The organism is Porphyromonas sp. C0041D3, assembly GCF_056590575.1.
Map to the genome: position 1 here is coordinate 124,748 of NZ_JBWPWJ010000001.1, position 26,734 is coordinate 151,481.

Here is a 26,734-nt window from a genome sequence, read left to right on the forward strand (position 1 = left end):
CGCACCGCTATAGAAAAGAGCGTGGAGCTGGTTATAAGTGGCTCTTCCACGAGCGATGCACTAACCAACTCCACTAACAAGCACACTTCAACTGAACGGCTTGCTAACGCAAAGTTACTGAAAGGGTTGGGAAATCCTACGAACTACTCTTTGACAAATCTGAAACAACTGACTCAGATGGTCAGGCTATCCGTTTCTGCGAGGCTGAGGGAAGAAGGTGAAGAAGTTGAGGTACATGCTATATGGGCGGTGTAAGCGCACGACTGACTCTCCAAACAGCGATCCAATTTCGCTGAGGTCAGAGAGAAAGTCGCACGCCTTGATCTTACGACAAAGATAGTGAGAAAGAAAGCATTGGACTAGCTTGGCATTGCTCCTCCCAAGGGAGCATCCGCACAAGTTAATCCAAAGCTTAGTGATATTGCAAATTTAATAAATGGCGTTGAGAATCAAAAGGCAAAGGGATTCGAAGATCAACTTCCTCAGGACTAAGTGCTTCGGAGATATGCTTGGAGCAGCAGAAGCAGCGAGAGACTTTTACTCACTTCAAGAAAGAATAGAAAAGCTGGTCGATCTTGTGAACCGACCAGCTGAGAGCTTTATTTCAATGGGGGCAGAGCCATCGGTCGTACCTGTTCCATCTGTTGCTCAGCCCAAAGATACAAGACTTGTGGAGATCCTACACGGAGGTGCTGACGGAGAGCTTCTATCGGACGTACGGAGAGCCGAGACGAGATCGTAGAGAATATGAGGCGCGTGGGTTTAGAGATGACTGCTGAAGTAGTCTGCCATTTTGCTATCTTTGCTAAGACAAGTTTTGAGCCTACACTATTGTAAAGCATGGAATCATCTGATCAGAAGGAAATCCTACTGGCGGTCTTCAATGGCACCGATCGCCCGGGTGTCACTGCAGCCATCACCACTGTACTTGCGAAGCATGACTTGACGATCCTCGACATAGGACAGGTCGACATCCATAAGCACCTCACCCTCGGCGTCCTCTTCTCTGTCTCCTCCAGTGGCAGTGGCAACGTGCTGAAGGACCTGCTCTTCTGCGCCAATGATCTCGGCGTGACGGTCACCTTCCGCATCATTGATCCAGACAGCTACTCGGAGTGGGTCGGCAATCAGGGGAAGAACAAGTACATCATCACGCTCCTCTCCAAGACCATCACCGCCGATATGGTGGCAGCGATCACCAAGGAGGTGGCAGACCAAGGGATGAATATCGACTCTGTGGATCGCCTGACCGGGCGCATCCCCTTGGTGGAGAATCAGAGGCACCCAAGGGCCAGTATTGAGATCTCCCTCCGCGGGACCCCCAAGGATCAGGTCGCTATGCAGCGACATATCATCCGCATATCTGACGAGCACCATATGGACGTCTCCTTCCAGCAGGATAGCATGTTCCGCCGGATGAGACGCTTGATCTGCTTCGATATGGACTCGACCCTCATCAAGACGGAGGTGATCGACGAGCTTGCAAAGAGGGCAGGTGTAGGGGATCAGGTAAAGGAGATCACCGCCCGCGCCATGCGTGGCGAGATCGACTTCCGAGAGAGCTTCAAGGAGCGCGTGGCACTTCTCAAGGGGCTTGACGCAAGTGTTATGCAGGATATTGCCGTCAACCTTCCTCTTATGGATGGTCTGGAGCGGACGATGCATATCCTCAAGCGTGTCGGCTTCAAGATTGCCATCCTCAGCGGTGGCTTCACCTACTTCGGTAATTACCTCAAGGACCTCTTTAACCTCGACTACGTCTACGCTAATGATCTTGAGATAGGACCGAACAATAAGCTGACAGGGAGATACATCGGCGAGGTGGTAGACGGACGACGTAAGGCGGAGCTCCTGAAGCTCATCGCCCAGCTGGAGAAGGTCGACATCCGGCAGACCGTGGCTGTCGGCGATGGTGCAAATGACTTGCCGATGCTCTCCACAGCCGGGCTGGGCATAGCCTTCCATGCTAAGCCCAAGGTGCAGGAGAGCGCTAAGCAGTCCATCACCACAACCGGGCTGGATGGCATCCTCTACTTCTTAGGGTATAAAGACTCACAGCTTGACGAACTACAATTCTCTAACATCCAATAAATCATGATCACCCACATAGTCCTCTTCCAGCTCGACGACAAGCTCGCCGGTGAGGAGAAAGAGTTGCACTTTGCAGCACTGAAGTCAGACTTCGAGCAGTTGCCCCACACCATCAAGGAGCTGGTGGACCTGCGCATCGAGATCAACGCCAACCCCTCGGAGAAGTACGACCTCGCCCTCATCGCTCACTGCGAGGATCTGCAGAAGCTCCACGACTACGCCACCCACCCCGATCACGTCGCACTGGTAGGTAAGTACATCAAGCCCTATCTTGTCTCCCGAGCCTGCGTTGACTACAGGGGCTGAGAGCTACATCCTCTCCTCTCCCATAGGTCCCATGAGGGTGATCATAGATCCACACACGCTGGATTTGTGGTCGTGTCTGCCGGCTCCCGAGGAGATCCCTGAGGAGGTGCCCTTGCTTGCAGACCTCCAGAGGGCGCTGTCCCTCTGTCGTCCCCTGCCAAGTCGGTACAGGATCCACCAGGCAAGCCCCGACTGGGCGCCACACTTCTGGGACCTCCTCTCCACGATCAGGGCGGGTCAGACCATTACCTATGGGCAGCTATGCCGACTCAATTCGCTCACCCCTGGGTATGCGCGGGCAGTCGGGCATCTTTTGTCCCAAAACAGATACGCCATCCTCCTACCCTGCCATCGAGTAGTACCGACCGACCAGTCCATAGGGCACTACCGCTGGGGCAGCGAGTGGAAGAGGTTACTCCTTGACTACGAGAGAGAGCATCCCGATGAGATCTGATAATGCCTCCGTCACCGATGGGCATGCGATCGAGCTTATGTGCGCTGACCTAATGCGCCAAAAGGGCTACACCATCATTGCACAGAATTACCGGTCCGGACCTCTGGAGCTGGACCTGATCGTCATGGAGGGCACCACACTCTGCTTCATCGAGGTAAAAGCGAGGAGTAACCTCGGTGCCCTTCGGGACCTTGAGTCGCTCATCACGGCACAGAAGCAACTCAATATCCTGCGAGCTGCCAAGGCTTTCCTCCAGGACAAGAAAGGGGGGAGACACCTGGTCTACAGCGACATCCGCTTTGACTACCTCCTGATCTATGTACCGAAGGATGGCAGGGAGCCCGGCTACAAGATCTTCCGCAACGCTATCTACGATATGCCTCCGGGATATGAGGATATCCGCTTATAGGTAAGAGGAATCGCTCCTACGGAAAGCGTCTCGTAAGCTAGCGTAGCACTGACGAAAAGAGGATCGCGCAAAGGTCCTAAGTAAGGAAATAGGTATATTTGCGTAAAAGTAAAACCAAAGAACTAAAGTATCGAGAACATATGGAGTATATCTCGCTGGACACTAAGAACGCTCTGTGCAACAATGATCTGCAGACAGAGTACCGCACACTCATCAAGGAGGCCGATGCGGCTCACGAGTCACTCTACACAGGAGATCGTCCGGGGAATGACTTCCTCGGATGGGTCTCCCTGCCCTCTTCGATCACAGAGGAGACGCTGAGTGAGATCGAGGAAGCAGTGAAGCCCCTACGGGAAGACTGCGACTTTGTAGTCTCCGTCGGCATCGGTGGCTCCTACCTCGGGATCCGTGCGGTCTACGATGGCGTGAGAGACTCCTTTGCCGACTACAAGGAGCAGAGCGGGCCCAGACTTCTCTTTGCCGGCAATCAGGTGAGCGAGGACTACCTCTCCGAGCTGATTGACCTCCTGAGGGGACGCAAGTTTGGCATCATCAATATCTCCAAGAGCGGTACGACGACAGAGCCCTCTATTGCCTTTAGGCTCCTGAAGGAACTCTTGGAGTCGCAGGAGGGAGTAGACTTTGCGCGCAAGCACATCATCGCCATCACCGATGCACACAAGGGAGCTCTACGCAAGCTCTCCGATGATGAGGGCTACAAGACCTTCGTCATCCCGGATCCGGTAGGCGGACGCTTCACAGTCCTCACGCCGGTGGGGCTGGTGCCTCTCGCTGCTGCCGGCTGCGACATCCGATCATTAGTAAGGGGGGCGCAGGATATGGAGAAGCACATTGGGCGAAGTGTCAAGGGAGAGGAGAATATGGCTGTCCGCTATGCCGCTACCCGCAATGCGCTCTACCATAATGGGAAAAAGCTGGAGATACTGAATAACTTCAATCCCCGCTTCCACTACATCGGTGAGTGGTGGAAGCAGCTCTTCGCTGAGAGCGAGGGCAAGGACGGGAAGGGCATCTTCCCCACCTTAGCCGACTTCACCACCGACCTTCACTCCATAGGACAGATGATCCAGCAGGGCGAGAGGAACCTCTTTGAGACCTTTGTAAGTGTCACGAGACCGCGCCACTCCGTCATTGTGCCTGAGGACAAGGAAAACCTTGACGGACTCAATTATCTCGCCGGTAAGCATGTCGACTTTGTCAATAAGAATGCAGAGACGGGGACCATCCTCGCTCACCTTGACGGAGACGTGCCTGTGTTACGTCTTGAGATTCCGGAGCTGAGTGAGTACTATATCGGCCAGCTCTTCTATTTCTTCGAGAAGTCTGTCGGCATCAGCGGATATATGCTGGGGGTCAATCCCTTTAACCAGCCTGGTGTGGAGGACTATAAGCGCAATATGTTTGCGCTCCTTGGCAAGCCCGGCTACGAGGAGGATACCAAGAAGATCCGGACCCGTCTCGAGGAGCAAAAGTAAGATATATGCTACAAGACTATAAGGAAAACGACGCCAAGCCGCTGATCCTACCTCAGTACGGACGTAATGTCCAGAATATGGTCGACCGCTGTGTCGAGATAGAGGATCCCGCTACCCGTCAGCAGTGTGCGGAGACGATCATCGATACGATGCGCTCCTTTGCCACGACGGATAAGGACCGGGAGGACTTCGAGCAGATCCTCTGGGATCACCTATATATTATGTCCCGCTTCCGGCTGGATGTGGACTTCCCCTACCCCGTCACCTCTCGCGAGGAGTATGAGGAGCCGGTCGTGCCGAGACTGGATGACTGCACTCAGGAGCCTCCCAAGTATCGCCACTATGGACATACGATAGAGCGGATGGTGGAGATCGTAAAGGGGCTTCCGGAGGGCGAGGAGCGGGATGAGCTGGCGAGGATCACTGCCGTGGAGATGAAGCGCCAGTACTGCAGCTGGAATAAGTCCTCCGTCGCTGACTCCAAGATCTTTGCAGACCTCTACGAGCTCTCCAAGGGAGAGGTCTACCTCGATGAGCACATCTGCACGCTGCCTGAGGCGGGAGCTCTCACAGCCCCGACCGGCAACAGTCCCCATATGAATAATAACAATCGGAAGGGCAGCAATAATAATCGGGGACGAGGGAATAAGGGCGGCAACCATAATAAGAAGAAAAGAAGATAAGTATCATGGGCGCATTTGTCATAGAAGGAGGTCGGCAGATGAAGGGGACCCTCGTCCCTCAGGGGGCTAAAAACGAGGCCCTTCAGGTCATCTCTGCCGCCCTGCTTACCGACCAAGAGGTCCGCATCTCCAATGTCCCTGACATCCTCGACGTGAAAAACCTCATCCGGCTGATGATGGATCTGGGGGTGAAGGTGACTAAGGAGAGCGAGGATACCTACTGCTTCCAGGCCGATGATGTCAATCTTGACTTTGCCTACTCGGAGGAGTTTCTTATCAAGTGCCGCAAGCTGAGAGGGTCGATCCTCCTTCTGGGTCCCCTACTCTCACGCTTTGGGAAGGCTGTGATCACGAAGCCGGGAGGTGACAAGATCGGTCGGCGCAGGCTCGACACGCACTTCCAAGGCTTCCAAAGTCTGGGAGCCACCTTTGACTACGACGAGGAGACAGAACTATTCTCAATGCAGGCTAAGGACGGACTACACGGGAAGTACATGCTCTTAGAGGAGGCATCGGTCACTGGTACCGCCAACGTCATCATGGCAGCCGTCCTTGCCGAGGGTACCACCACGATCTACAACGCTGCCTGTGAGCCATATGTACAGCAGCTCTGCCGGCTACTCATCGCGATGGGGGCCAAGATAGAGGGGGTCGCAAGCAACAGACTCACGATAGAGGGAGTAGACCACCTGTCAGGAGCGGACCACACGATCCTGCCCGATATGATCGAGGTGGGAAGCTTCATCGGTATGGCCGCCATGACCGCCTCAGAGATCACCATCGTCAATCCCCACATCGAGGAGATGGCTATGATCCCCCGGGCATTTCAGCAGCTGGGGATACGGACCGAGATGAGGGGAGAGGACCTATTCATCCCGGCACAGGAGCACTACGAGATCGACACCTTTATGGACGGCTCTATACTGACCATTGCGGACGCTCCATGGCCGGGACTATCACCGGACCTCATCAGCGTGATGCTGGTGGCCGCGACCCAGGCTAGAGGGAGCGTGCTCTTTCATCAGAAGATGTTTGAGAGCCGACTCTTCTTTGTGGACAAGCTGATCGACATCGGTGCGCAGATCATCCTGTGCGATCCCCACCGTGCTGCCGTGATCGGGCTTGACCGCTCTCACCCATTCCGTGCCGCTACGATGGACTCCCCCGACATACGCGCAGGTATTGCGCTGCTCATCGCAGCCATGTCGGCCGATGGGACGAGCCGCATCAATAACATCGAGCAGATCGATCGCGGCTACCAGAATATCGACAAGCGCCTCAATGCCATCGGTGCTTCGATAAGTCGCATCGACTAACGTCTCTCCGATGAAACCCACCGACCTCCGGCCGCTACCTGATCACTACATCGCCCTCGGTCCAATACTCAAGACCTATGGCACGATGGGCGACTTCATCGTCGACTCCTTCCCGGAGACGGCGCTGGACGACTACATCTTCATCGAGATAGAGGGGATCAAGGTCCCCTTTGAGATCGAGGAGTTGGTGGATCGGAGCGGTCAAGTGGTTGTCAAGGTCTCCGGCGTGGATGACGTGGAGACGGCTGAGCTATACCGTGGCTGCCCCACCTTCGTCGCACCGAGCGATCAGCACGACTCGACTCAGTATGAAGGCGAGAGCTACCAGAGCCTAATCGGATGGCGAGTCTACAGCTCTAATGACGATGCCTATCTCGGTGTAGTGGAGCGGTACGATGACAGCACCGCTAACGTCCTGCTCTGTGTACGCTCAGCCGATGGGATAGAGCACCTACTCCCCTGGGTGACAGCGTGGGTAGAGTCACTGGATGAGGCGCACCACATCCTCCGCCTCATCCTGCCTGAGGGCCTACTCGAGTGACTCTGTTAGAGGTAGACAAAGAGGATAATGAAGATGAATGCGGGGGGTGCCGCAAGGATCGTGCTATCAATGCGGTCCAGTATGCCTCCGTGCCCGGGAAGGATATGCCCGGAGTCCTTCACATCATAGCAGCGCTTTAGCAGGCTCTCAAAGAGATCCCCACAGGTGGCAAAGAAGCCCACGATAGCAGCGAGGATGAGCCAATTAACTAAGCTGGTCACAGCCGGGAAGAAGTAGTAAAATGCCACCGCTCCCAAGAGAGTGAAGGCGATACCGCCCAGCAGTCCCTCCACAGTCTTGTGAGGGGAGATGTGCGGCGCCATCTGATGCTTGCCGATCATACTGCCGACGCAATAAGCACCGGAGTCATTGAGCCAAATGAATACAAATATCGGCAGCAACCAGAATGTGTGATCAAAGCTGAGCAAGTACTGCCCTGTGTCCTCCGGAGCCATATAGCAGAGAAGCATCAGCGCTCCAAAGGGCACAGTCGTATAGAGGTGCGAGAAGAAGGCGTGCGCTATCTCCTCGATCGCATGTGGACGTCTCCGGAAGAGCTCCGTGATGATGTAGAAGAGGTAGTAGGCAACGTACGGGAGTACTGCTATCAGCAGATGCTTGTAGGTATAGCCCTGCGAGATGACGTTGAAGATAATGAAGAAGAGCACGCCTGCCATCACCGCATGCACCGTTTTGAGGATCGGGAAGTACCGATTGACCTGAGTGATGGTCTGATACTCGTAGGTGGCAAAGGATGTGAGGATGGCAAAAATAGCCGCCATCATATTGACCGAGTCCGTCAATATCCCAAAGAGAATGATCGAGACGTAGAGGACTCCTGTGATCAGGCGGGCGAGGAAAGATCTGGCTTTACTGGACATAGGGAGCTTATTCGTTTGTATCGAGGGTCTTGAAGTCTACCAAGAGCGGGTTATGATCGCTGCACTCCTTGTGGCTCGGGATCTCTGCGGCCATAGCCTTCACTGGACCGTCGTAAAAGAGGTGATCTATTCTAAATGCATACAGTGGCTCATTAAATGAAACCCCCATCCCCTTACCAGTCTCCACAAAGGCGTCACTGCGGTCATCCCTGATGCGAGAGTAGCAGTAGGACATAGGCGTATCATTAAAGTCACCACAAATGATGGTGTATGTAGGTGCGAAGTCTCGCTGCAGAGATCTCACCTTATCTCGTACAGCATTGGCCGCACCGGCTCTCATGTTAAGCGACGGACCCAGTCTCCGCTTGATCGCGAGTAGGCGAGACTTCATCTCCTCCAGGCTCGGCTTCGTAAGGTAGCCACGGAAGGTCTCCTTCTCCTCCGATGCGAGGCTATAGCTCTCCATATGGTTATTGACCAAGAGGAGGGAGCGGTCCGGTGCGATCCTGAGGAGGTACCAGGCGGAGCCATTGGTGTAAGACTTATAGTCGATCATACCGCCGTCGATGATGTCGTATCGGCTGAGGAGTAGCAGCCGATCATCTGAGTAGTAGCGACGGTGGGGATAGCGCTGCAGGAGCCTCCTCCCCTCCTCACCATATCCTCCTATCTGACTCGGGGAGACCCCCTCTTGCAGACAGATGATATCGGCTCCCGATTGCTCAAGGATGTGAAGAGCTGCCGGAGTGCCGGCATCATCCTTGAGAGCCATATTAGCAACATTGTACGAGACGACTCTCAGATCCCTCGCCTCACTCAGTGAAGTACTGTGGAGTGGGAAAAAGGTAAGGATATAGCCTCCACTCAAGACCAGTAGGAGCACGCAAGCTACAGCAGACCTCCAGAGTCTCATCACCAGCGCAACTACGAGGAGAAGGAGGACTGCCACGAGGAGAAAGGGGAAAGAGAGATTGAGAAAGGAGGGGATCTGAGTCCTGAGCGGTGAGACAGAGGGCGAGAGCATCGCTCCCCCATAGAGGAGAAATACCAGCGCCATCACCACTATCCAGACGATCCGTCCGGTGGTGCTCAGCAGGCTTACCCTATGCCTCCGATCTCCCATGGGAAGTATCAGAAAAACTCCTGCACGCCATCACGCACCCGCTTCTTGTCCCGCTTGCGCCAATACTTGATGAGCAGGTATCCAAAAATCATCCCGCCGAGGTGGGCGAAGTGGGCGACGTTGTCCCCGGTCTGTGACACCCCGGCAAAGAGCTCCATGATGCCGTAGCCGATGACCATCCACTTAGCCTTTATCGGGATAGGGATAAACATAATGAAGAGCGGCGCATTGGGGTAAAGCATCCCGAAGGCAAGGAGTATCCCGAAGATCGCTCCACTCGCCCCCACCGTGATCAGGTAGTCCCCATAGTACGCCAGCGCCTCAGGTGACATCCCGATACCCCAGACAACCTCCTGCACCAATGCCGCACCCAAGCCACAGACAAAATAGTAGATCAGATACCTCTCCGCACCCCAGGTCCGCTCGATCACAGTGCCGAACATCCAGAGCGCAAACATATTGAAGAAGAAGTGGCTGAACCCACCATGCATAAACATATAGGAGACAAACTGATAGATCTTAAAGCTAGGAGCCTGCCAGTAGTGCAGCCCTAGAAAGAAATTGAGATCTATACCCACCCTCTGACAGAGCCAGAGAGCGATCAGCATCACTCCATTGACGCATATCAGTGACATCGTCACCGGTGGCATAAGAGCCGAGTCTCCTATTCGCATAAGTGGTAATCCGTTATTGCCTATTCTTATTCCTTACCTGATCCATCTCACCGGATCAGAGGGTCTTGTCCCAGGGCGTAGAGTAGTCCTGGAAGCCCTTATACACCATCGGGATACGGTCGATCACATCAGAGGCTGTCAGCGTCTCCTCGGATGCTTCATTCCGATAGAGATCCGCTGCATAGCCATGGATAAAAACCGACTCCACACAAGCGTGCAGGGGCTTAATGCCCTTGCCGAGCAGCGCAAGCATGATCCCCGTAAGCACATCACCTGTGCCTGCCGTGGCGAGACCCGGATTGCCAGACGAATTGATGATCACACGTCCCCGCGGAGTACAAGTGGCGGTAAAGGGTCCCTTGAGGACAATATAGCATGCGTAGCGAGAGGCCATCTCGACCGCCTTCATCAGTCGCTCGTAGTCGGTCTCAGAGGGACCGAAGAGGCGATCAAACTCCCCTGCATGTGGAGTAAGTATCGATCCGGCAGTAAGTGCGCTAAGCTTTTCAGGGCACATAGATAGATGATAGAGTGCATCCGCATCGAGTATCATGGGGCGGGTACTGCTCTCGATGAGCTCCATAAGAGCGTGCCCGGTGGCCTCACTCCGCCCGAGGCCAGGCCCTACGGCTATGGCATCATAGAGCGAGAGATCCTCACTGGTGCCGGTGAAGCCCTCCGTAGAGTGATCCTCGGTGACCAGTGCCTCAGGTACAGCGAGGTGCATCATCGTATCCGCTCCGGCAGGGAGATGGATGGTCAGGTGCCCGGTCCCGGCACGCATCGCAGCCCGAGCAGCGAGGATCGAGGCGCCCATCATCCCCTTGGACCCGGCGATGAGGAGCGTCCGCCCATAGTCGTACTTATTGGTGAAGCGCCTCCGAGAGCCGAAGGCACCCTCCATATCTCCGTCCTCAAGGAGGTAGTACTTCACATCGCTCGTGAGGGAGTTGTCATCCAAGCCGATACTAAGGACCTTCCAGTCCCCCACGAGTGCCGCATTCTCTCTCAGGAAGAAAGCCAGCTTGGGAGAGTGAAAGGCGTAGGTCGCACTGGCATGGATGACAGCCTCAGGGTCATTGTCCCTATTATCCTCAGCACAGAGGCCGGATGGCATATCGAGAGAGATGACAAAGGGGCGCTTCTTATTGATGAATCGGCAGACATTGGCAAGGCTACCGGTAAAGCGACCACTCTGCTCCGTGCCGCAGATCCCGTCGATGACGATCGTCCTATGATCCATCTTGGGTGGGGCGAAATCCCGACTGACCTCACGCAAGACCAGTCCCGACTCCAGGGCTCTGGTCTTGGCCCAGGAGACCACCTCAGGCAGCACCCCCGAGCTACTGTCATTGAGCAAGGTGACATCGGTGGTGTGACCCAGCATATTGAGCGTGACAGCTGAGAGCAGCGCCACAGCTCCCGCCATACTCGGACCTGCAAAGACGATCAGGTGCTCCCTCGACCTCAGCTCTCTCTGTAGCTGGGTCATAAAAGCGTCAGCAAGCCTCTCCGCCAGCTGATGCTCATCCAGGGCGCCTACGCCCTCCATTGCACTGGCCAGTAGTCGCTGAGTGGTCTGATCGTTGAGTATCTTAAGCATAGTCTGCTCAGTCCGGATAATGGGTGTGTGATATAACCTGAAGAGGAGCGGCGCACCCAGTGTCACCGGATACACCGCTCCTCTATCTCTTTTTTCTTAGAAATATCGGTCCCCTATCATCTGTAGGGCAGAAATCCTCTGCTCTACGTCAAGAGGGAGAGGAGAGGGATGGCTCAGTTATGCAGACGCTCCTGCTCGGAGGCCTTCTTGTCCAGCACAATGTGGAGGACATAGCCCAGAAGGATGAGACCGAGACCTACGAATAGCCCAATATTAGCCTGTGCGCCACCGGTAATACCGATGAAGACCAGTACTCCGGCTCCGATGAGCATAACGAGGACGCCTAAGTATTTCAGGAAATTCATGATTGATATCTATTTGGTTTTTATTGTTCTGTCACAAATGTAGCAAAATAATTCGGGGTACAAAGTGCGTACACACCCCTACTTCACCACATATGTATCGAGTGACCCGGATGGGATTCAAACCCATGACCTTCAGATCCGGAATCTGACACTCTATTCAGCTGAGCTACCGGGCCCAATCCCCCTCTACGTTGCAAAGGTAGACAATTCTCTCGATATATCGAGGCAATTCATCCCCCAATGCAGGGCAATCGCCATCGAGACAACCCTCACTTACCCTCTGTATCACAGTCTCCCTTCAGGAGTCCTGAAGATGCCTCCATAGGTCTATGGGTCCCAGTCATATAAAGGGAGCCTTTTCTTTTACCGATATTAGGAATTTCTAATACCGATATTAGGCGAGACTAATACCGATATTAGATTTCTCTAATATCGGTATTAGTGAGAGGGGCATAAAACTTATCAGATCGACCACTCGGCACCATCCTTGGTGTCCTTGACGACAAAGCCGAGTGCCGTCAGGCGGTCTCTGATCTCGTCGGAGACAGTCCAGTCCTTCCTGTCCTTAGCTTGCTGACGTAGGTCAAGGAGGAGATCCATCGCGCCGTCAAAGGCCTCCTGATGCTGAGAGGATAGACCTGCATTCGCCACACGCATACCCAGCACTCCATAGAGGAAGGTATCGAAGAGCTGACGTAAGTCGCTGATCTGCTCCTCCGTGAGCGGCTGATCACCATTCTTGGCGGTGTTGATCACACGAGCTGCATCAAAGAGCTCCGCAACCACCTGCGGCGTATTGAGATCGTCATTGAGGTGCTCATAGGAGGCATGGATGAAGTCCCTCACCTCAGTGGTCTGAGTGGCGGATGGCTTCAGAGTATCCAGCGCCTTGTAAGCCTCGTGGAGCCGGGTCAGTCCCTTCTCAGCAGCCTGCAGCGCCTGATTGCTGAAGTCGAGCTGACTGCGGTAGTGAGCCATAAGGACAAAGAAGCGAACCGTCATCGGATCATACGCCTGATCGAGGAGCTTATGCTTGCCGCTGAAGACCTCATCGAGCGTGATGAAGTTACCGAGGCTCTTGCCCATCTTTTGCCCATTGATGGTGATGAGGTTGTTGTGAAGCCAGTAGTGGACCATCGGATGACCCATCGCGGCGACCGCCTGAGCTATCTCACACTCATGGTGGGGGAAGACCAAGTCTAGCCCGCCTCCGTGGATGTCAAATTGATCCCCCAGGTACTTCCGTCCCATAGCGGTGCACTCGCAGTGCCATCCTGGGAAGCCGATGCCCCAGGGACTCTTCCACTTCATGATATGCTCCGGAGAAGCCTCCTTCCAGAGGGCAAAGTCAAGCGGGTTGCGCTTCTCGTCCTGACCGGCAAGCTGCCTCGTATTCGCCCGCATATCCTCTACGTTGCGACCTGAGAGGCGACCATAATTGTACTTCTTATCGTACTTCTCGACGTCAAAGTAGACCGATCCTCCCGAGACATAGGCAAAGCCATTATCCAAGATCTCCTGTGTCAGCTCGATCTGCTCCTGGATGTGGGCACTCGCCATCGGCTCAATGGATGGAGGGAGGACGTTGAGCGCCTCCATATTGTGATGATAGGCAGTCAGGTAGTGCTGCACCACCTCCATGGGCTCGATCTGCTCCAGACGCGCCTTCTTCGCAATCTTGTCCTCGCCGTCATCGGAGTCGTGCTCGAGGTGGCCGACGTCGGTGATGTTGCGTACATAGCGGACCTTATAGTCCAGGTGTGACAGGTACCTAAATAGGATGTCAAAAGTGACGGCAGGACGAGCATGGCCCAAGTGGGCATCACCATAGACCGTAGGGCCGCAGACGTACATACCGACATGCGGGGACTGGATCGGCTTGAAGTCCTCTAGCTTACGGTCCTCGGTGTTGTAAAACTTTAGGGCCTCCCTTATCTCTTCTTTATTTATCTCCATATCTATTTCTCATGCATTTATATATCAAGAGGCTCCACCTGCTCATCCAGGAGCAGACCTCGAGCCACCTCAGCGGCCTTATCTCGTCCCTCGAGCTGTGACAGGATCGCCACCCCGTAGGCGAAGCAATAGCGGGGACCTCTCGCAGTGATGATCTGTCCGTCCACCACAGCCTCGGTCTCTACGACCTCTGCTCCCTCGAGGTACTTCTCCCACCCAGGGTACGCCGTGGCTCGCTTGCCGCGGAGGAGTCCCATACGCCCGAGGACAGAGGGAGCGGCACACATAGCACCGACCAATCGACCATCTCTCAGCTGAGAGGTAATCAGGTCCCTCACTTTGTCGCTCTGGTAGAGATTTTCTGTGCCGGTAGCTCCACCGGGTAGAGCGATCGCATCAGCGGGCTGCCTCCGGATCTCGTCGATAGTATGGTCGGCAGTAAAGTGGAGCCCGTGGGCGCCCTCCACAGAGGTCGTATCGTTGATCGAGACGAAGGTCGCCTCCACGCCTCCCCGACGGAGAGCATCCCAGGCACCCATTGCCTCAGTCTCCTCAAATCCATCTGCCAGGATAATATAAGCTGTCTTTGACATATTTTCTTGATCTAAAGAGCTCAGTTGAGCTCGTATTTGTAGGTTATCTTTCCTCTCTGGTTATTCACCTGATCGGCGCGACTGAAGCGAGTAGCCTTGGCGGCCTTGATCGCACTCTGCTGCATCGAGTAGTCGCCTATGGTAGTCCCAGGAGCAATCGTGGCGGCGATGACGTTTCCACTACTATTGACAGTAATGGCGACGACGATGCGTCCCTCCACATTCTTTGTGAAGTCGGGCCTCTTGAGTCCGCCCACAATATCACGCCCGGCGAGAGACCAGCCACCAAAGCCTGCCACTCCGGAGCCTGCACCTCCACCGGTCACATTACCGGTGGGAGAGCCCTGATGCCCTGTCGTCGAGCCCGACGGGGTAGTCCCCGATCCGGATGCATTCTGAGCATTTCCAAGAGCTCCTGCCACCTTACCGGCGATATCAGCCTTACGCTTAGCCTCAGCAGCCTCACGCTTCTTCTGCTCCTCCAGGAGACGCTCTTGGCGCTGCTTCTCCAGCTCCGCGCGGGTGTCCTTTTTCTTCACCGGCTCCTTCTTAGGCTCCTGTCGCTTGACCTGCTTCACCTCCGGAGCCTCCGGCAGGTCCTGCGTCAGCAGGTCCTCATCGGGCGGTGTGGGTGTCGGCTCCACGGGGTCCACCTCCTCAGGTGGGATGATCTCGTGCGGATCATAGGTCCCCTCAGCCTCTGCCATATTCCCTATGGAGACCAGTATCCCGGCTGGTAGATCCGGGACCTTGATCGGAGGCATGAGGATGACGAAGAGCAGCCCCACAGCGAGGATATGCACCCCTATCGCTATGGCTGCCGAGATCCATTGCCTGCTATTTCTCTTATCTTCCTCCACTGTACTTTGCTTGAGCGATGGTTACTCCTTGAGCGGGCGGGTGGCGAGGACCATCTGATAGCGATTCTCCACCGCAATATTCAGCACCTTCACCACCTCACCATACGGCACTCCCTCATCCGCATAGAGGGCGACGAACATATCAGGATTCTGATCCAGAGTTTCCTGCAGGAAGGGATCAATCTCCTCAAAAGTCACCTGCCGATCCTCGCCATTACCGACACCGACGAAGTACTCCCCCTCAGGGGTGATGGTGACACGAGTGACGGGGCGTGCATTGGTCTGCTGAGAACTCTTAGGTAGCAGGACCCTCAGGGCACTCGGCACCACGAGGGTACTCGAGACCATGAAGAAGATCAGGAGCAGGAAGATGACGTCGGTCATCGACGCCATACTAAAGTCTCCTATAGCCTTAGATCTACGCTTCAGCTTCATCAGTGTATCCCTCCCTTTCGTGCAGACGTGACGGTAGGCTCATTGAGCAGATCCATAAAGTCCAGAGCCTCCGACTCAGACTTTGAGACAATCTTATCCACCCGCGTCGTGAGGTAATTGTAGGCAAAGAGGGCGAGGATACCGACGATCAGACCACCGACCGTCGTCACCAGCGCCTCATAGATACCGGAGGAGAGCAGTGAGACATCGACATTGGCTCCCGCCTGTGCCATATTGTAGAAGGCACGGATCATACCCGTCACCGTACCGAGGAAGCCGATCATCGGCGCACCGGAGGCAACGGTAGCGAGGAGAGGAAGTGACTTCTCCAAACGCTGCACCTCGAGGTTACCCACATTCTCTATCGCTGCCATGATCTCCTCTGTCGGACGTCCCAAGCGGTCGATCCCCTTGGAGATCATCCTCGCACCCGGGGTATGCTCAGCCTCGCACAGATCCTTGGCAGACTCCAGCTTGCCCTCACGGATATAGTCCCGAGTCTTCTCGATGAAGGAGGGATTGCTCTTGCCGGCTTTGTTGTAAAAGAGCACCCGCTCCACAAAGATGTAGCAGGCGATGATCGAGAGGAGCAGGAGGACGATCATGATCCAGCCTCCCTTGACAGCCAGGTCCCATAGATTCATCGTCTCCGTATCGGTGACGGCAGAGCCGGCCACCTGAGAGAGCTGAGGCAGAGTGTCTGCCGCTATTTGAAGGAAATTCATCTGATGTTATTCTGATATGATTATTGTACAATACTACACCCTCCCCCACCTAATTATCTCACTTACTGAGGATCTCCAGATACTTGCGGACCACGGTCTCAAATCCCTCATACAGGGCTTCGCAGATCACAGCGTGACCGATAGAGACCTCGTCCAGCTCCGGGATGTGCCTATGGAGGAGTGCCAGATTGTCGAGACTAAGGTCGTGACCGGCATTGACTCCGAGCCCCAGCTCCTTGGCACGCCTGGCACAGGCCACAAAGGGCTGGACAGCCTCCTCAGGGTGCGTCGGATACAGGTCAGCATAGGGCTTCGTATACATCTCCACTCGATCAGCCCCCACGCTCCGAGCAGCGACGAGATTCTCCAAGTCAGTGTCCACAAAGATTGAGGCGCGGATGCCAGCCCGGTGGAGTCGGTCGATGATCTTCTCCAACTGGTCATAGTGCGTCTCCACATCCCATCCAGCACTGCTCGTCAGTGCATCCGGTGCATCCGGTACTAGGGTGACCTGATCGGGACCCACCTGGGTGACTAACGTAAGGAAATCCTCCGAGGGATAGCCCTCTATATTGTACTCCGTATCTACCACCTGCCTCAGCGCCGGGACATCAGCATACTTAATGTGACGCTCGTCGGGCCTGGGATGGACGGTGATCCCCTGCGCCCCCATCCGCTGGAGGTCCTTAGCCACCTGGATAATGTCAGGACGATTCTCCCCCCGGGCATTCCTGAGAGTGGCTACTTTATTGATATTGACACTAAATAGAGTCATGGCTACAGTATATGATTACGATAGATACAAAGGTAACACTTTTCCAAGTGAAGACCTTTCCCTAAAACGAACTGAGACAAAAAGAGCCACCATTTCCCCAGAGATGGTACCATCTACACCCGGATCTTGTACGCTTCTGAGCCGATAGGCACGAAAAAAAAGAGCAACACCGTAGAGTCTACGATGTTGCTCTTAGCTGAGTCTTGTATTTAGGACCGCTGTATCTCAGGCCTTAGCCTTATCTACGATCGCCTTAAACGCCTCCTGGTGATTCATCGCCAGGTCAGCGAGGACCTTACGATTGATCTCGATACCCTTGTCGTGGAGCATCCCCATGAGCCTTGAGTAGGAAAGTCCTTCCTGACGTGCAGCCGCATTGATACGCTGGATCCAGAGGGCACGGAAAGTGCGCTTCTTGACCTTACGATCGCGGTAAGCGTAGGTAAGCCCCTTCTCCCAAGTATTCTTAGCTACCGTCCAGACATTCCTACGTGCACCATAGTAGCCACGGGTCTGCTTGAGGATTCTCTTGCGCCGCGCCTTAGAGGCGGCATGATTGACTGATCTTGACATGATTCTAAAATTTCTGTGGACATGAGCGGCGGATCATTACTCTCCGCTCTTCTCTGCTCATCATCCTGTTACTAAAATCTTACGTAGTCGACCGCTTACTTATGCAAGTCCAAGCAGTTTCTTGACCCCACGCTCATTGGACTCGTGTACCAGTCCGGTATTGGTGAGATCACGCTTCTGCCTCTTGGACTTACATGCCAGGAGGTGGCTCTTGTAAGCATGCTTACGCTTGATTTTTCCTGATCCGGTGAGAGAAAATCTCTTCTTAGCACCGCAATTAGTCTTAACCTTAGGCATGACTTGATGGATTAAATAATGTATAAATTAGTGATTGCCGCGGCTCACGCCGTGGACGTTATTACGCCTCCTCCTCCGGCTCACTATCGGAGCCTTCATCAGAGGTGTGATGTTGATTGCTACTGCTACTATCGTCACTCTTCTTCTTAGCGACTCCCTTCTTGGGTGAGAAGAGCATACTCATGCGCTTTCCCTCAAGCTTAGGGAGCTGATCCACCCGAGCGTAGTCCTCAAGATCGTTGGCAAAACGAAGGAGGAGGAGCTTACCCTGGTCCTTAAAGACGATGGACCGTCCACGGAAGAAGACATAAGCACGCACCTTGCTGCCCTCCTGCAGGAAGCTGATGGCATGGCGGAGCTTAAAGCTGTAGTCATGGTCGTCAGTCTGAGGTCCGAAGCGGATCTCCTTGAGCGTCGTCTTGACCTGATTGGCTTTCTGTTCCTTAGCCTTCTTCTTCTGCTGGTAAAGAAACTTCTGGTAGTCCAAAATCTTACAGACAGGCGGATCTGCATTGGGCGAAATCTCCACGAGATCGAGCTCCTGCTGCTGCGCCATACGGCGAGCCTCCTGGATGGTGTAGATCCCTTGCTCCACGTTGTCCCCTACGACACGCACCTCACGAGCACGGATCTGCTCATTGATACGATTGGAGTTTTCATCGTCGCGACTACCGCGACTAATTGGCTGTCTTCTTGCGGACATTAAGTCTCTTCTTGAGGTCTAAAATATAGTTACGTGTCGGCAGTCTCCACTCCCTACCTCCCTTGCGGGATAGGTATGAGAGTCGACTAAACCGGTAGTTATCAGTCTATTATTCCTTATCGTGCTGGTGAGCAAAGGCCTTCTGAGCCTCATCAGTTTGCTCCCACTGATGGGTCTGCTTGTAGATTTCCTGAGCCACAGCGTCGGCAAAGGTACTAATTTTTTCCGTACCCTGCTCGCCTTCACCTTGTTTGCGAATAGAAACTGTACCCTCTGCCTCCTCTTTCTCGCCTACGATCAAGAGGTAGGGGATGCGCATCAGCTCTGTCTCGCGGATCTTTTTGCCGAGCTTCTCGTCCCGATCATCAACCTTGACGCGGATACCCTTTTCCTTCAGCTCATCCTCCACCTTATAGGCGTAGTCAAGATATTTCTCCGAGACTGGGAGGATTGCCACCTGGTCTGGGCAGAGCCAGAGGGGGAACTTGCCCGCCGTATTCTCGCAGAGGACGGCGACAAAGCGCTCGATCGAACCAAAAGGTGCACGGTGGAGCATCACGGGGCGGTGCATCTGTCCATCCTCTCCAGTGTACTCGAGCTGGAAGCGCTCCGGAAGATTGTAGTCCACCTGGATGGTACCGAGCTGCCACTTGCGACCGATGGCGTCCTTCACCATAAAGTCAAGCTTCGGGCCATAGAAGGCTGCCTCCCCCTCGACCACCTTGGCCTTGACACCACGATCCTTGCAGACCTCAATGATGGCATTCTCTGCCTTCTCCCAATTCTCATCCGACCCGATGTACTTCTCCTTATTATTGGGGTCGCGCAGGGAGATCTGTGCCTCAAAGGACTTAAACTCAAGCGTCTTGAAGACAATATAGATGATGTCCATCACGCGCTCAAACTCCTCCTTGATCTGATCAGGGCGACAGAAGATGTGCGCATCATCCTGCGTAAAGCCTCTCACACGGGTCAGTCCGTGGAGCTCTCCACTCTGCTCGTAGCGGTACACCGTACCAAACTCCGCAATGCGCACCGGCAGATCCCTGTAAGAGCGTGGCTTGCTCCGGAAGACTATGCAGTGGTGGGGGCAATTCATCGGCTTGAGCATATACTCCTCGCCCTCCTGCGGGGTCGTAATGGGGCGGAAGGAGTCCTTACCATACTTAGCCCAGTGACCTGAGGTGACATAGAGCTGCTTGCTACCGATATGAGGCGTCATCACCTGCTGGTAGCCATAGGTTTCCTGAACACGCTCCAAGAAGCGCTGCAGGGTCAGCCGAAGTTGCGTGCCTCGCGGAAGCCAAAGGGGCAGGCCGGGACCCACCTCACTTGAGAAGGTAAAGAGCTCGAGCTCCTTACCGATCTTACGGTGGTCGCGGAGCTTAGCCTCCTCCACCATCTGGAGATACTCATCGAGCATCTTCGCTTTGGGGAAGGTGATGCCGTACACGCGGGTAAGCATCTGACGATTTTCATCCCCACGCCAATAAGCTCCTGCGAGCTTGGTCAGCTTGACCGCCTTGATCAGACCGGTGCTTGGGATATGCGGCCCACGGCAGAGATCGACGAAGTTGCCGCAGGTGTAGGTGCTTATCGTCCCATCCTCGAGGTCCTGGATAAGCTCCACCTTGTACGGATCCTTATCCTCCTCAGTCCAGTGATGGAGAGCGTCCTCCTTGGAGATCTCCTGACGGACCAGCGGCTGATCCTCCTTGGCAAGCTCCATGATACGCTTCTCCAGCTTAGGCAGGTCACTCTCCGTCAGAGTGGTACCTGTATCCGTCATATCGACATCGTAGTAGTAGCCGTCATCAACAGCGGGACCAATGGCAAATTTCACCCCCGGGTAAAGCTCCTGCAGCGCCTCGGCGGTCAGGTGTGCCGAGGTGTGCCAAAAGGCATGCTTCCCCTCGTCATCATCCCAGGTGAAGAACTGCACACGTGCATCCTCCTCAATGGGACGCATCACATCCCAAAGCTTGCCATTCACCCTTGCCACCAAGATCTTCTTAGCCAGCTGAGGGCTGATCTCTGCCGCCAGCTCTTGGCTGGTTACCCCCTTAGGAGCCTCCTTCTGAGACCCGTCCGGAAATGTAATTGTGATATTTGCCATGATCTATATTGATTGATCTACTTTCTCTGTCTGCTATCTATAATAGACAAAGGTACAAACTTTTGCCGTATTCCGATCCGCCCCACAAAATCAAGGCGTATGGGTGACGCACTTGGGCTTTACAGCTAAGGGACGGTCACCTATACCAAGTGGTAACCCGCAGAGGGCGGAGCTTCAGAGGCATCATCGTTCATTAGCCATACACTGAGACACGAGGTGGCGAAGATCGCAGGAGACGCAATTTTAGTCAGGAAGAGACACGTAGAGACACGTAGAGACTCTGTGAGGCAACTTCTCCCGACGAGGGTGCTATATTTGCACCGCTTAAGCTTCCGGACAAGTGAGGTGATCGTCGCTCAGCCGGGGTTGATGGTGACACCCCTGCTACGTGTATTCTACATCCTCTATCGGGTATTTCGAGCTGGGGGAGGAGACTCTTAGGAGCACACTTCGACAGGCTGATGATACGAACCGCAATGGGCGCTTCGTCTCCGCATTATCCTGACAATGAGCTAAATGGTTTTCTGTATCACTCTGTACCCCTCAAATGCGTCACCCCTAAAATCAAGCCCTGACGTGACTGAGCGTGAGGATGAAGACGAAAGTGGAGGATCAGCCGGAGAGCACCCGGTTTCAGGTCGGTGCTCAGGTATTGAGCTCGCGGAGACGGTCTCGGACCTGCTCCATCTGCCACATCGGGGTGGAGGTGGCACCGGTGATGCCCACCGTCCGGACCTCAGGAGGGAGGGGGTCTGTGATCTCGGAGGGGTCGGAGATGAAGTAGGTGTGGGGATTGGCCTGCAGGGCGGCGTGGTAGAGCACTTTGCCGTTGCTGCTGTTCTTACCGGCGATGAAGTAGATAACGTCCTTGCTCTCGGCAAAGTCGACAAGATCCTTCATCCGATTGGCGACCTGACGGCAGATGGTGTCGTGGCTCTCGAAGTAGACCCCGGTGGCGAGGTGGTCGCTGATATAGCCGATGAGCTCCCGGTAAGCCTTACCATCCATAGTGGTCTGACTGAAGAGGTAGACAGGACGGCAGAGATCAACCTTCTCCTCCACGTCGCTGATCGACTGGACGACAATCGCATGCCCCTCTGTCTGACCGACGAGCCCATTTACCTCAGCATGTCCCAGCTTGCCGAAGATAACGATCTGTCCTCCCTCGCGGGAGGTTTTCTCATATGTCTTGCGGATCTTACGCTGGAGGGAGAGGACGACCGGGCAGGTGGCATCGATGATCTCCAGTCCGCGGGTCCGCGCCTCAGCATAAACCTCGGGCGGTTCGCCGTGTGCCCGGAAGAGGACCCGCTTGTCCCTCAGGTGGCTGAGATCCTCGTAGCGGATCGGACGAAGTCCCTTCTCGGAGAGACGTGATACCTCCTGACTATTGTGGACAATATCTCCGAGAGAGTAGAGCGAGTGTCCCCCCTCGAGCTCGGTCTCAGCCTTCTCGATCGCAGTGACGACACCGAAGCAGAAGCCGGACTTGCTATTAATCTCGATGTTGATCATAGGCGCTCCCTTACCCGCTCCTCGACCCAAGCCTGTTGCTGGTCGAGGGTCATATCGGAGTTGTCGAGGACAAGGGCGTCCTCAGCCTGCCTGAGGGGACTGACAGCGCGACCGGAGTCGATGCGATCCCGCTCTCGGACGTTAGCGAGCACGGAGTCGAAGGTGACTGACTCGCCCTTAGCCGTCAGCTCGTCAAAGCGCCTGCGCGCTCGGACTTCGGGTCGTGCGGTAACGAAGATCTTAAGCTCCGCATCGGGGAGAATGGTTGTACCGACATCCCTGCCGTCCATGACGACCCCCTTCTCCCCCGCCATAGCCTGCTGCTGTCTCGTGAGCGCGTTGCGGACCTCAGGTATGGTGGCAATCGGGCTGACATGCTCAGAGACCTCCATACCCCTGATCTCCCGCTCGACGTCCTCGCCATTAAGGAGGAGGTGCTGGCCGTCGGGGTAGATGGCGAAGCGCATCTCTATCTCAGGGAGCCTGCGGGTGATCTCCTCGACCATCGGCTCCTCCCCGCTGAATAGTCCCTCTCGGAGGGCAAAGAGGGTGACGCCCCGATACATAGCACCAGTATCAACGTAGGTGTAGCCGAGGGAGCGGGCGAGACGCTTAGCGATAGTGCTCTTGCCACAGGAGGAGTAGCCGTCGAGGGCGATATTGATCTTCTTGCTGTCTGTCATTACTGCATGCGCTTGATGATGTTGTAGGAGCCAAAGACGCCTAGAGCACCGGCGCGGCTCATGTCCCGATCCCCCTTCTCCTTATCCCCCGTGGCATAGTAGGCAAGTCCGCGGGCAAAGAAGGCGTCGCCAAAGGAGGGATCCCTGATGATCAGGTCGCTGAGGGCGGAGATCGCCTCGTGGTACTGCCCAAGACCATAGTGAGCGTAGGCGAGGTTGTACAGCGCCGGGAGGTAACCGGGGACGAGGTCGAGGACCTTGCGGAAGTCCTCGATGGAGGAGGTGTAGGTCGCTTTCTTCAGGAGGTAGTCCTTGGAGAGATCTGCCTTGGAGACATCGACGCCGAGGTCTATCTGAGTGTGGCGGACGGTCTCTTTATTGATAAAGTCCTTGATGCGGGAGACACCACGCTGGAGGTAGGCATCGGGCTGGTCGGGGTGCTCTGCAATCACTCGGTCGAGTGTCGCCACCACCGCTGCATGGTCGCTGACCATCACCTGGTCCATAGCGAGGGCAAAGAGATCCTGCTCCCTCATCTGCGGGAAGGAGTCGATGCGGCTCATGTGGTAGTCAAACTGTAGCTGATTGAGGACCGGCAGGTCATTGACCACATAGATCTTGCGATCGGATGTCGGCAGATGAAGCTCGCCCGAGTAGTCTCGCTCCTTGCCAAGTCGGGGCTGAGCCTCCTCTTTCATATAATACGAGAGGGAGAAGAGCGGCATCGGCTCCACCGGCATCTCTCGATCCTGCACGCGACCACGGATGCCGACCTCTTCCGCCTCGGCATAGAGCTCATTGTACCCCTTCTCTCGGCTGTTGTAGACGAGGAGACGGAACTTGCGGATGTTGTCGTCCCGCTCGTCCCGGACCTGTCGGGCGCCTCCCTCAGCGTACATATTCTCCGCATCTTCCTTCAGCAACTCTGACATCTCCTTCTGCTGCTGCTCGGCCTTGCGACGGGTGGCGGGATCGTACATCATCTTGCTGGCGAGATAATTGTCCTTCTTTGCCTCAAGGGTCAGCCCGAGCCCCATATTGGCTCTGGAGCGCTCGGCAAAGGCGGGGACAAAAGTGGGATAGCGGTTGATGATCTTGGTCAGGTCGGACTTGGCGAGAGTGTAGCTGCCGAGCTCATTGGCAACTAAGGCGCGATTGAAGATCGCAAAGTAATTGTCCGGCTGTAGCATGACCACTCTACTGAAGTCGTCTAATGCTCCATTGAGCTCCCCCACCTGCGTCCGGAGGAGGGCGCGATTGTATCGGGCGATGAGGTTATTGGGATCCAGTTCCACCGCCATAGTGTAGTCGCCCATCGCTCCGCGCATATTATTTTGCTGGTATCGGATGAGCGCTCTATTGGTATATAGTATCGGCTCATTGGCATTGATGCGGATCGCCTTGTCGAGGTAATCCTCTGCCTCTCGATACTTGTGCCTACTGTAGGCAATATCCGCCATAGAGAGATGAGCATTGGTCAGCGAAGGTGAGAGGGCAAGCGCTTTCTCAAAGAGCCCCTGCGCTGCAACGGTGTCACCCTGCTGCAGTCGGAGACCGCCATCGATCAGATAGCCATCCGCATAGTCGGGATGATAGCGATGGAGGTGGTCGAGGAGGCGACGGGCGGATACCGTATCCTTCATCGAGGTGTAGAGGACCGCAGCATTGTGGAGCGCCCCCCGATTGTCGGGATTATCGGCTAGCACCACCTTGTAGTCCTGAAGCGCCAGCGAGTCCTCGCCCAGCGTGTGGCGGGTGAGGGCGCGGAGGTAGTAGGCGTCGTAGATGAAGGGATTGCGTCCGATGCTGACCGAAGCATCTTGCTCTGCGCCCCTGACATCACCGAGGCTGTACTTCGCCACAGCACGCCAGTAGTAGGGGCGTGCCGAGGTGGAGTCGACCCGGATGGCAGTATTGAAGTACTGGATGGCGAGGACGTAATCCTTGAAGAGGATCGCATTTTGCCCTATGGTCATCACCCGAGTCGGATCGATCTGGGCGTGTGCGGGCAGGAGATGGCAGACCACCAGTATGGTGGTCTGCCAAAGTCGTAAGCGGATCCTCTCTCTCATCCCGGTCAGTTATCGGATATTGGTGATGATCTTGTAGTCCGCCCGGACATTGCCGCGGGACATCTTCTTGAGCTTACTGCGGATCATGGCCTTGCGCATCGCCGGGACCTTGTCCGTAAAGAGGATCCCACGGGTGTGGTCAAACTCATGCTGGAAGACCCGCGCGCTGAAGCCTCGGAAGGTCTCCTCGTGCCACTCGAAGCTCTCATCCTGGTACTTCACCCGCACCATCGTTGGTCGGCTCACCGGCTCGCTGAGACCGGGGAGGCTGAGGCAGCCCTCATCCAAGGTGACCTCCTCCGTGCCATACTCCAGCACCTCCGCATTGATAAAGGTATGCTTCATATCCGCTGTCTCGGGATAGGCGTCCTGGAGGGGCGACGCATCGATGACAAAGAGCTGCAGTGCCTTGCCCACCTGCGGAGCGGCCAGTCCGATCCCATCGGAGGCATACATGGTGTCGTACATATCGGCAATCAGCTTCTGGAGACCCGGCAGGTCAGGAGTCACCTCCTTGGTCGGTTCTCTCAGTACGTCAGTGCCGTAGACGTATATAGGTAGTTCCATTGCTTACTTTCTATTCATTAATTATATCTCTCCCCGCTCCTGCATCTCACGATAGGTCCGGCTCTCGAGGAAGTCTCGCAGGATGATCACGGCGCTAATCTCGTCGACCAGCCCTTTCTCCCGCCTCTTCATCCGCCCCATTCCGCTCTCGACGAGGGTCCGATTGGCGATTACTGAAGTGAAGCGCTCGTCATACCTTATGATGGGCATAGTAGGCAAAAGTTTACGCAGCCTATTGATCAGCGGGGTAATGTATTTCTCACTCTCGGAGGGCGAATTGTCCGCCTGCTTAGGTAGCCCGATGATGATCGCATCCACCTCCTCCCGCTGACAGTAGTCCCTCACACGATCGGGGATCTCGCCCGTGGAGGCATAGCCCATACCGTCGGGGATGATCCTCAGGGGATCTGTCACCGCCATACCGGTTCGCTTGCGTCCTACATCCAGCCCTAAGAGACGTCCCATAGTAGCTCTCGGATGGTCTTACCAGTGACCGGGTCAATCTCGTCAGGCGCTATCTCGGCCAAGGGCTGGAGGACAAAGAGCCGCTCTCGCATACGAGGATGAGGGATCTCCAGCCACTCATCGTGGTAGACCAGGTTATCGATCATCAGAATATCGACATCGCAGGTCCGGTCGAAGTGGATCCCGCTGACGCTCTTCCGCTCACGCCCCAGCTCTCGCTCGATCTCGCGCGTCACCGTAAGAAGGGCTCGAGGGGCAAGCGAAGTACGGACAGCGAGCACTTGATTGAGGAACTTATGCTCACTCTCAAAGCCCACCGGCTCCGTCTCCATAGGAGAGGAGACAGCGAGAACCTTCCCCACCCGCTCACCGATCAGCCGTACCGCCTCGGAGAGGTAGTGGGCACGATCTCCTAAGTTGCTCCCGAGAGCGATATAAGCGGTGTGCTCCATAAGTG

General features: G+C 55.2%; 30 protein-coding genes and 1 tRNA gene. 9 read left to right on the forward strand and 22 right to left on the reverse strand.

Annotated elements, in window-relative coordinates:
• Window positions 1-436: 436 nt before the first annotated feature.
• From AC1EKE_RS00485 to AC1EKE_RS00525, 9 genes are all read left to right on the forward strand, one after another.
• Entirely contained in the window at window positions 437-742 is a 306-nt protein-coding gene (locus AC1EKE_RS00485; protein ID WP_480307488.1) for a hypothetical protein, read from the forward strand.
• 98 nt (window positions 743-840) lie between these two features.
• Window positions 841-2,091 (forward strand): phosphoserine phosphatase SerB, encoded by a 1,251-nt coding sequence (gene serB, locus AC1EKE_RS00490; RefSeq protein WP_480307490.1) that lies wholly within the window; start codon window positions 841-843, stop codon window positions 2,089-2,091.
• Between the two features lie 3 nt (window positions 2,092-2,094).
• A complete protein-coding gene (locus AC1EKE_RS00495; RefSeq protein ID WP_480307492.1) occupies window positions 2,095-2,397 on the forward strand; it encodes a Dabb family protein in 303 nt (100 codons plus the stop codon).
• A gap of 37 nt (window positions 2,398-2,434) precedes the next feature.
• The gene (locus tag AC1EKE_RS00500) at window positions 2,435-2,851 is read left to right on the forward strand and encodes a methylated-DNA--[protein]-cysteine S-methyltransferase (RefSeq protein ID WP_480307494.1); all 417 of its coding nucleotides are present in this window, start codon (window positions 2,435-2,437) and stop codon (window positions 2,849-2,851) included.
• On the forward strand, window positions 2,841-3,260 hold the full coding sequence (locus AC1EKE_RS00505) for a YraN family protein (protein WP_480307496.1): 420 nt from the start codon (window positions 2,841-2,843) through the stop codon (window positions 3,258-3,260). The genes AC1EKE_RS00500 and AC1EKE_RS00505 overlap by 11 nt, the downstream gene beginning before the upstream one ends.
• A gap of 140 nt (window positions 3,261-3,400) precedes the next feature.
• The gene (locus tag AC1EKE_RS00510) at window positions 3,401-4,756 is read left to right on the forward strand and encodes a glucose-6-phosphate isomerase (protein ID WP_480307498.1); all 1,356 of its coding nucleotides are present in this window, start codon (window positions 3,401-3,403) and stop codon (window positions 4,754-4,756) included.
• Window positions 4,757-4,761: 5 nt separating this feature from the next.
• A complete protein-coding gene (locus AC1EKE_RS00515) occupies window positions 4,762-5,439 on the forward strand; it encodes a DUF4290 domain-containing protein (protein ID WP_480307500.1) in 678 nt (225 codons plus the stop codon).
• A gap of 5 nt (window positions 5,440-5,444) precedes the next feature.
• Window positions 5,445-6,755, forward strand: coding sequence for a UDP-N-acetylglucosamine 1-carboxyvinyltransferase (murA, locus tag AC1EKE_RS00520; RefSeq protein WP_480307502.1), 1,311 nt, complete (start codon window positions 5,445-5,447; stop codon window positions 6,753-6,755).
• 10 nt (window positions 6,756-6,765) lie between these two features.
• Window positions 6,766-7,296 (forward strand): ribosome maturation factor RimM, encoded by a 531-nt coding sequence (locus tag AC1EKE_RS00525; protein WP_296163164.1) that lies wholly within the window; start codon window positions 6,766-6,768, stop codon window positions 7,294-7,296.
• A 5-nt stretch (window positions 7,297-7,301) separates the two neighbouring features.
• Here the strand turns inward: AC1EKE_RS00525 and AC1EKE_RS00530 are convergent, their stop codons facing one another.
• The 22 genes from AC1EKE_RS00530 to folK form a co-directional block, all read right to left on the reverse strand.
• Window positions 7,302-8,177, reverse strand: coding sequence for a phosphatidate cytidylyltransferase (locus tag AC1EKE_RS00530; RefSeq protein WP_296163167.1), 876 nt, complete (start codon window positions 8,175-8,177; stop codon window positions 7,302-7,304).
• A gap of 7 nt (window positions 8,178-8,184) precedes the next feature.
• Window positions 8,185-9,300, reverse strand: a complete 1,116-nt coding sequence (locus tag AC1EKE_RS00535; RefSeq protein ID WP_296163170.1) for an endonuclease/exonuclease/phosphatase family protein — start codon at window positions 9,298-9,300, stop codon at window positions 8,185-8,187.
• Window positions 9,301-9,308: 8 nt separating this feature from the next.
• Entirely contained in the window at window positions 9,309-9,974 is a 666-nt protein-coding gene (locus AC1EKE_RS00540) for a rhomboid family intramembrane serine protease (RefSeq protein WP_296163206.1), read from the reverse strand.
• Window positions 9,975-10,029: 55 nt separating this feature from the next.
• Window positions 10,030-11,577, reverse strand: a complete 1,548-nt coding sequence (locus AC1EKE_RS00545; RefSeq protein ID WP_480307505.1) for an NAD(P)H-hydrate dehydratase — start codon at window positions 11,575-11,577, stop codon at window positions 10,030-10,032.
• Window positions 11,578-11,750: 173 nt separating this feature from the next.
• A complete protein-coding gene (locus tag AC1EKE_RS00550; protein ID WP_297126978.1) occupies window positions 11,751-11,942 on the reverse strand; it encodes a hypothetical protein in 192 nt (63 codons plus the stop codon).
• Between the two features lie 102 nt (window positions 11,943-12,044).
• Window positions 12,045-12,118, reverse strand: a tRNA-Arg gene (locus tag AC1EKE_RS00555).
• Between the two features lie 286 nt (window positions 12,119-12,404).
• Window positions 12,405-13,898 carry a cysteine--tRNA ligase gene (cysS, locus tag AC1EKE_RS00560; RefSeq protein ID WP_480307507.1) on the reverse strand — a complete coding sequence of 498 codons (1,494 nt, stop codon included), beginning with the start codon at window positions 13,896-13,898 and terminating at the stop codon, window positions 12,405-12,407.
• 17 nt (window positions 13,899-13,915) lie between these two features.
• Window positions 13,916-14,491, reverse strand: coding sequence for a DJ-1 family glyoxalase III (locus AC1EKE_RS00565; protein WP_480307509.1), 576 nt, complete (start codon window positions 14,489-14,491; stop codon window positions 13,916-13,918).
• A gap of 20 nt (window positions 14,492-14,511) precedes the next feature.
• Entirely contained in the window at window positions 14,512-15,351 is an 840-nt protein-coding gene (gene tolA, locus AC1EKE_RS00570) for a cell envelope integrity protein TolA (RefSeq protein ID WP_480307511.1), read from the reverse strand.
• Window positions 15,352-15,372: 21 nt separating this feature from the next.
• On the reverse strand, window positions 15,373-15,786 hold the full coding sequence (locus AC1EKE_RS00575; RefSeq protein ID WP_296164045.1) for an ExbD/TolR family protein: 414 nt from the start codon (window positions 15,784-15,786) through the stop codon (window positions 15,373-15,375).
• Complete coding sequence (locus tag AC1EKE_RS00580; protein ID WP_296164043.1) at window positions 15,786-16,511, reverse strand: MotA/TolQ/ExbB proton channel family protein; 726 nt, start codon at window positions 16,509-16,511, stop codon at window positions 15,786-15,788. Before AC1EKE_RS00580 ends, AC1EKE_RS00575 begins: the two co-directional genes overlap by 1 nt.
• A 58-nt stretch (window positions 16,512-16,569) precedes the next feature.
• Window positions 16,570-17,286, reverse strand: coding sequence for a pyridoxine 5'-phosphate synthase (locus AC1EKE_RS00585; protein WP_296164041.1), 717 nt, complete (start codon window positions 17,284-17,286; stop codon window positions 16,570-16,572).
• Window positions 17,287-17,511: 225 nt separating this feature from the next.
• The gene (rplT, locus tag AC1EKE_RS00590) at window positions 17,512-17,859 is read right to left on the reverse strand and encodes a 50S ribosomal protein L20 (protein WP_297126996.1); all 348 of its coding nucleotides are present in this window, start codon (window positions 17,857-17,859) and stop codon (window positions 17,512-17,514) included.
• 99 nt (window positions 17,860-17,958) lie between these two features.
• Window positions 17,959-18,156: a 50S ribosomal protein L35 gene (gene rpmI, locus AC1EKE_RS00595; protein WP_297126999.1), complete on the reverse strand. Its 198-nt coding sequence runs from the start codon at window positions 18,154-18,156 to the stop codon at window positions 17,959-17,961.
• Window positions 18,157-18,217: 61 nt separating this feature from the next.
• Entirely contained in the window at window positions 18,218-18,859 is a 642-nt protein-coding gene (infC, locus tag AC1EKE_RS00600) for a translation initiation factor IF-3 (RefSeq protein WP_480307515.1), read from the reverse strand.
• A 109-nt stretch (window positions 18,860-18,968) separates the two neighbouring features.
• Window positions 18,969-20,975: a threonine--tRNA ligase gene (thrS, locus tag AC1EKE_RS00605; protein ID WP_480307517.1), complete on the reverse strand. Its 2,007-nt coding sequence runs from the start codon at window positions 20,973-20,975 to the stop codon at window positions 18,969-18,971.
• A gap of 645 nt (window positions 20,976-21,620) precedes the next feature.
• Window positions 21,621-22,490, reverse strand: a complete 870-nt coding sequence (locus AC1EKE_RS00610; RefSeq protein WP_480307519.1) for a 4-hydroxy-3-methylbut-2-enyl diphosphate reductase — start codon at window positions 22,488-22,490, stop codon at window positions 21,621-21,623.
• The gene (gene cmk / locus AC1EKE_RS00615; RefSeq protein WP_480307521.1) at window positions 22,487-23,173 is read right to left on the reverse strand and encodes a (d)CMP kinase; all 687 of its coding nucleotides are present in this window, start codon (window positions 23,171-23,173) and stop codon (window positions 22,487-22,489) included. Before cmk ends, AC1EKE_RS00610 begins: the two co-directional genes overlap by 4 nt.
• Entirely contained in the window at window positions 23,173-25,245 is a 2,073-nt protein-coding gene (locus AC1EKE_RS00620) for a tetratricopeptide repeat protein (protein ID WP_480307523.1), read from the reverse strand. Before AC1EKE_RS00620 ends, cmk begins: the two co-directional genes overlap by 1 nt.
• Window positions 25,246-25,254: 9 nt before the next feature.
• Window positions 25,255-25,812 carry a peptide deformylase gene (gene def / locus AC1EKE_RS00625; RefSeq protein WP_480307525.1) on the reverse strand — a complete coding sequence of 186 codons (558 nt, stop codon included), beginning with the start codon at window positions 25,810-25,812 and terminating at the stop codon, window positions 25,255-25,257.
• 21 nt (window positions 25,813-25,833) lie between these two features.
• Entirely contained in the window at window positions 25,834-26,277 is a 444-nt protein-coding gene (ruvX, locus tag AC1EKE_RS00630) for a Holliday junction resolvase RuvX (protein ID WP_480307527.1), read from the reverse strand.
• Window positions 26,262-26,729, reverse strand: coding sequence for a 2-amino-4-hydroxy-6-hydroxymethyldihydropteridine diphosphokinase (folK, locus tag AC1EKE_RS00635; RefSeq protein ID WP_480307529.1), 468 nt, complete (start codon window positions 26,727-26,729; stop codon window positions 26,262-26,264). The genes ruvX and folK overlap by 16 nt, the downstream gene beginning before the upstream one ends.
• Between the last annotated feature and the right edge of the window lie 5 nt (window positions 26,730-26,734).